Source organism: Undibacterium sp. CY21W (assembly GCF_014284265.1).
Lineage (GTDB): Bacteria > Pseudomonadota > Gammaproteobacteria > Burkholderiales > Burkholderiaceae_D > Undibacterium > Undibacterium aquatile.
On record NZ_JACOGE010000009.1, the window covers coordinates 137,035 to 143,327 of the forward strand.

Consider the following 6,293-nt stretch of genomic DNA (forward strand, 5'->3'; position numbering starts at 1 on the left):
TCAGATTGCCTCAGATACTCAGGCACGACAGAATCGACACAAATTGTGTGATCTGCCACACCTGCAAACATTCTTAACGCGTGCCGAACCAGGCGCCAAACGCTGGTAATTCCAAGGTCTTGCTGTTCAGTGTTCCGGGCAAATTGTAGCCCGTGAGCAGCATTGCTCCTGCCACTTCCGGCCATACAAAATTGACAGTCTGATCGCCTAAATTAAATGCGGCAAAAATTGTCGGCTCGCCATCAAGCTGACGACAAAACGCTAATACAGGTTCCGGCGCGTCAAAAAAATGAATCTCGCCGAGCATCAGTTGTCGATGCTGCTTGCGCCAGCGCCAGATGTGACGCGCATACGTCAAAGCAGAATCCGGATCTTGTTCCTGCTGCGATACCGCAACAGCGATATGTTCAGCTGGCACTGGCAACCACGGCTTACCGCCGGTAAATCCGCCATGCGGCTGATCGGCGCGCCACGGCATAGGAGTACGGCAACCGTCGCGCCCTTTGAATTCCGGCCAGAAGGTAATTCCATAAGGATCCTGTATATCCTCATACGCAATATCAGCCTCGGTCAGCGCCAGCTCATCCCCCTGATACAGACATGGCGTGCCCTTCAGGGCTGCCTGCAGTGCCATCATCATTTTTGCAAACTGCGGTGTAGCTGCATCGCCACCCCAACGGGACATCACACGCACCACGTCGTGATTACCTACCGACCACGAAACCCAGCCACCTTTCACCCGCGCTTCAAATTCCTCTACCTGAGTGCGGATATATGCTGCAGACACGTCAGGCGTCAGTAAATTGAAGCTGTACGCCATATGCAGTTTATTGTCGTCAGCGGTGTATTCAGCCATAACGCCGAGCGAGTCATCGGCACCGACCTCACCGATCGCGATCGCGCCGTATTCATTCAGCAGACTGCGCATTTTTTCCAGAAAAGCGATATTCTCAGGCTGCGTCTTGTCATAAATATGCGACTGCATACCGTAAGGATTATTGTCTTGCACCGTCTTGGTATCGCGCTTAGTGGCCGGAGGATTACTGCGCAAAGAACGATCGTGAAAATGAAAGTTACAGGCATCGAGGCGGAAACCATCAACGCCACGTTCCAGCCAGAAACGCATGTTGTCCAAATGCGCCTGCTGTACATCAGGGTGATGAAAATTCAGGTCTGGCTGACTCGTCAGAAAATTATGCAGATAATATTGACGGCGGCGCGCATCCCATTGCCAGGAAGATCCGCCAAAAACAGAGAGCCAGTTATTCGGCGGCGATCCATCTGCCTGCGGATCTGCCCACACATACCATTCCGCCTTGGGATTATCACGGCTTTGACGGCTTTCCACGAACCATGGATGCTGATCCGAACAATGCGAAAGCACCTGATCAATCATGACTTTCAAACCCAATGCATGCGCCCGTTCGAGCAAACGGTCAAAATCACTCAGCGTCCCGAACAAAGGATCAACATCACAGTAATCTGCCACGTCGTAACCAAAGTCTTTCATCGGTGAAGTAAAGAATGGTGAAATCCAGACGATATCCACGCCTAGCTGTGCGATGTAATCCAGTTTTGCAGTAATGCCTGGCAGATCGCCGACACCATCACCATTGGTATCCAAAAAGCTGCGCGGATACACCTGATAAATCACCGCTTCGCGCCACCACTGCGAATGGGAATCAGATTGCTGAACGGAATTACCTGAGATCGATGTAGGAGACATAGTAAGCAAGAATAAAAGAACAATACGACATCAGTGCGTAGCGTGATCAGCGAGCGATAATTTTTCCGCTAATATCGCAGACACGCCCAGAAACGCTGGGTATTCCGCAGTGATAAGGAAGGTCGGAATAGCCGCCAGATAGTTTGCAAACCGCCCTTTCGCCTCGAAACGCTGACGGAAAGACGATTGCATAAATAAATCACCGAGACGCGGCACGATGCCACCACCAATATAAACGCCACCGGTCGCACCTAAAGTGATGGCAAGATTGCCAGCCGCTGTTCCCAGCATGCCACAGAAATGGGCAACGGTCTGGCGACATCTGGCGCAACTGCCGTCCAATGCGCGACGACTGATATCGGCGGCAGACAAACTGGCATCCGCACCGTCCGCATGTAATTCACCCAGCGCGCGATAAATAATTTCCAAGCCCATACCCGAGATTAAGCGTTCAGCGGAAACATGCGGAAATTCTCGCCAGATCACTTTCAATAAATCGACCTCTGCCGCATCAGCCGGAGAAAAGCTGGCATGCCCGCCTTCGCTGCTGAGAGGAATCCATTGCTTGCCAGCCGGGACGATACCGGAGACGCCGAGACCGGTACCAGGTCCGATTAAGCCTATTACCCGCTCTGGCTGCGCCTGCCCACCACCGATCTGTACGCGCTGATGATTTTCCAGGTAAGGCAAAGCCATCGCCAAAGCCGTGAAATCATTCACAACTAATAATGTCTGCAAATGCAAGGCATCGCGCAAGGCCTGAATAGAGAACGCCCAGTGATGATTTGTCATGCTGATCTGATCGCCATTAACCGGATTCGCAATCGCTATCGCTGCATGCTGAACAGGCTGCTGACAGATTCTTTGTACTGCATCGCTTTGCAGGTAAGCAGAGATCGCCAGATGCAATGTAGCGTAATCATTACACGCCAGTACCGCCACAGCCTCAAAGCGATGCGGCTCGGTTTCCAGCGCAAAACGCGCATTCGTCCCACCGATATCGGCAAGCAAACGTGGCGATGTGTAGTTTTGTTTTTTTAAATCTTGCACTGACTTCTCACCATTAGTATGAATAAGCTCAAATTGAAAAAATTTCTGAACAAGTTCAGATAAATTTATGTAACAATACTACATTCATCAAATATGCCTGTCTAATATTTTTTAACTTACCAGACAAAATTTGTTGATTAATAACGCAAACCTATAGAAAACAAAGATTTTCTGGCGATATTCAAAAAATACTAAATGTAGTTGAACTACTTATTTGGAGACAAAAGTGCAGATAAGCAAGCACATCGTGTTGCCTTCGCCTGTACCAATCAGAACAAGAGCCGGACTGATCGCCTGTGTCAGCGCCTTAGCCTTATTCTTTTCGAATGCCACTTGCTCTGCGACATTGGCAGATACGGCAGATTCGGCACAAATCAACGCAAAGACAACTCCGCTTACCAGCACATCTGACGTACGCGATTGCGATCACCCTTCACATCAGACCATCCTGAATAAGACATCTATCCAGTCAGACGCCCGCGCCTACTGGCTGAATCGCGACTTTATCCAATGGCCAGGGAAAGGCCCAAAAGGGACATTCACCCTCTATGCATCAGCCAGCGGAAAACTGCGCATACAAAAAGGTTTGCCTGTCAGCGATGCCGATCTGAGAATCAGCACGACTACCCCAACTGCCACAACTACGGCTCTGCCAACAGACATCCGGCAACGATACAAGTTCATCGGCGAAGGTGCTTTGCTCAGGCATTCGCTGTCCGCGCAGACACTGGCAAATATACTCACGCAACAGTTGACTCTGGTTCAGGAAAACGAGCGTGGCGAAGTCATTGATTTCACCTATGTACAAATCGCCGGTGTGATAGACGATCTGTATCAGACAGCTACTGAAGAGACAAAACTTGGTGTCACTGTGACCGCATCGTCTGCTGATGGCAGCGTGCGGGCAAGTACCAACTTCCGTTTATGGGCGCCAACGGCACAACACGTCAGTGCCTGCATATATAAGACGGGAGCTAGCCATGCCAACGCAATGCTACCAATGACATTGGATAAACGCACAGGCATCTGGGCAAGCTCAATAAATAAGGATGCGAGCGGCAGCTATTACCGCTATCTGGTCGATGTCTTCGTTCCAGGCGCAGGGCTGATACGCAATCGCGTCACAGATCCTTATTCCATCAGCCTGACCAGCGATTCGCGCCGCAGTTATATCGCCGACCTGCAAAATGCCACGCTGAAACCGGCAGGCTGGGATCAGCACAAAATACCCGAGCGGGTAAAGAATCCGACAGACATGGCAATTTACGAGCTGCATGTGCGCGATTTTTCTATCAATGACAGCAGTGTACGCCCCGCCTACCGTGGCAAATATCTGGCCTTTACCGAACCGGCATCGGCTGGCATGCGTCATCTGCAAGCGCTTAGCGAAGCGGGTATCACCGATATCCACTTATTACCGATTTTCGATATTGCCACCATTCCCGAGCGCCACTGCATCAGCCCTAACGTCAGCGGTGGCGCAGACAGCCTGCGTCAACAAGCAATCATCAATGCGCAGGCCGGTAAAGACTGCTTCAACTGGGGCTACGATCCTTATCACTACAACGCTCCCGAAGGTAGTTATGCCAGCAATGCTGACGATGGTGCGACGCGTATTCTTGAACTGAGAAAAATGGTGATGGCGCTGCATCAGGCTGGTCTGCGGGTCGGTATGGATGTCGTTTATAACCATACAGCGTTTGCGGGGCAACATCCGCAATCCGTCCTCGATCGTATCGTTCCCGGCTATTACCACAGACTGAACGCACAAGGAAAAGTTGAAGATTCCACTTGCCAGCCCTGCGGCAACACGGCGACCGAAAACCGCATGATGGCAAAGCTGATGAGTGATTCCGTCAGGCTATGGGCGCGTGAATATAAGATGGATTCATTTCGTTTTGATCTGATGGGGCATCAGCCTCGCGCGGTCATGGAGAAAATAAAAGCAGCATTGCAGACCGATAATGGCAGAGAGATACAACTGATAGGCGAAGGCTGGAATTTTGGCGAAGTTGCGAATGGCAGCCGCTTTATTCAGGCATCTCAGTTAGCATTGAATGGCAGTCAGATCGGCACCTTCAGCGATCGTGCCCGCGATGCCATTCGCGGTGGCGGGCATGGCGACAATGCCGCTGCCATCGTACAAAACAAGGGGTATATCAATGGCTTACTGGAAGCCGCCGGCGCATCGCCAGCGCTGTTAAACAATACAGTGCAGCGTAGTGCCGACATGGTGCGGGTGGGCTTGGCTGGATCCATTGCTAACTACGTCATGCAGACCGCAGATGGTCAGACGAAAAAACTCAGCGAGATTAAGTACAACGATCAGCCTGCTGGCTACGTCAGCTCACCAGCAGAAGTCGTTAATTATGTTGAGAATCACGATAACCATACTCTGTTTGACATCAATGCATTCCGGCTACCCCTCACAACGAGTCACGAAGACCGTGCCAGAGTGCAGATTATTGGATTAGGATTAACGGCATTCAGTCAGGGCATTGCGTATTTCCATGCGGGATCAGACATCCTGCGTTCCAAATCGCTGGATGGCAACAGTTACAATTCCGGTGATTGGTTCAACCGGCTCGACTGGACGTATCAACAAAATTATTTCGGCACCGGGCTACCGCCTGAAAAAGAGAATGCGCGTTTTTATCCTGTCATGCGCCCACTGCTGGCGGATCAGCGGATCAAGCCACGCCCGCAGGATATTGCCATGAGCCGCGATGCGTTTCGCGATCTGCTGAGAATACGCAGCAGCTCCGTCTTATTCCGCCTGTCCAGCAGCACAGATATTCAGCAGCGGCTGCGCTTCTTTAATACTGGCCCGGAACAAAATCCGGCCATCATCGCCGCCCATCTGAATGGCGAAAATCTGAGCACAGCTCACTTTAAAGCAGTGATGTATTTCATTAATGTCAGCAAGCAGGAACAGCGCTTAGTCATTCCGGAACAACAAGGTCGCCACTTTCAACTGCATCCGGTACACCTGATGCATGGTGCCGGCGATCAGCGTATTGCCAATGAAGCGCACTTTGTCAGCGAGAGTGGCAGCTTCATTCTCCCAGCGCTTAGCGTAGTGTGTTTTGTCGAGCTCAACTGAAATTGCCATCATCACAAAATCATGATCGTGCTACCGATATTAAGGCCTATATTTTTTCAGTCATCAAACAAAAGCAAAAAAGGCAACAAAGTGGACTGACTGGCGAATCCAACACTGGTCAGCACTGGCAATAAAGAGGTATTAACAACAAAAAAAGGGACTATATGCAAAAAAAATCTGTCTTTGCTACAAAAAATATGAAAACTTTTCAGGCAGCAGACGAAATTTTTTATTCAACAGAGGTTATTATTAGCGCCTTCGTATTCTTAGCTTAAGGAGACAGTCGGAATGGATTTTTCAGATCGCCAGCAAGAGCCGGGCAAGAAGTTCCTGGGCATAGGGCTGGTCATAGCGTTTCACGTAGTGCTGGTGTATGCACTGCTCAATGGCTTGGGCACCAAGCTCATCGAAATC

The 6,293-nt window shown here is 50.4% G+C and carries 3 protein-coding genes; 1 reads left to right on the forward strand and 2 read right to left on the reverse strand.

The window, feature by feature from the left end; genetic code table 11:
* Positions 1-73 precede the first annotated feature (73 nt).
* A complete protein-coding gene (locus tag H8K29_RS17445; protein ID WP_186898609.1) occupies positions 74-1,726 on the reverse strand; it encodes an alpha-amylase family glycosyl hydrolase in 1,653 nt (550 codons plus the stop codon).
* A gap of 30 nt (positions 1,727-1,756) precedes the next feature.
* Entirely contained in the window at positions 1,757-2,776 is a 1,020-nt protein-coding gene (locus H8K29_RS17450) for a glucokinase (protein ID WP_370527218.1), read from the reverse strand.
* Positions 2,777-3,002: 226 nt separating this feature from the next.
* Here H8K29_RS17450 and H8K29_RS17455 point away from each other — a divergent pair, with 226 nt between their 5' ends.
* Positions 3,003-5,879: an alpha-1,6-glucosidase domain-containing protein gene (locus H8K29_RS17455; RefSeq protein WP_186898610.1), complete on the forward strand. Its 2,877-nt coding sequence runs from the start codon at positions 3,003-3,005 to the stop codon at positions 5,877-5,879.
* Positions 5,880-6,293 lie beyond the last annotated feature (414 nt).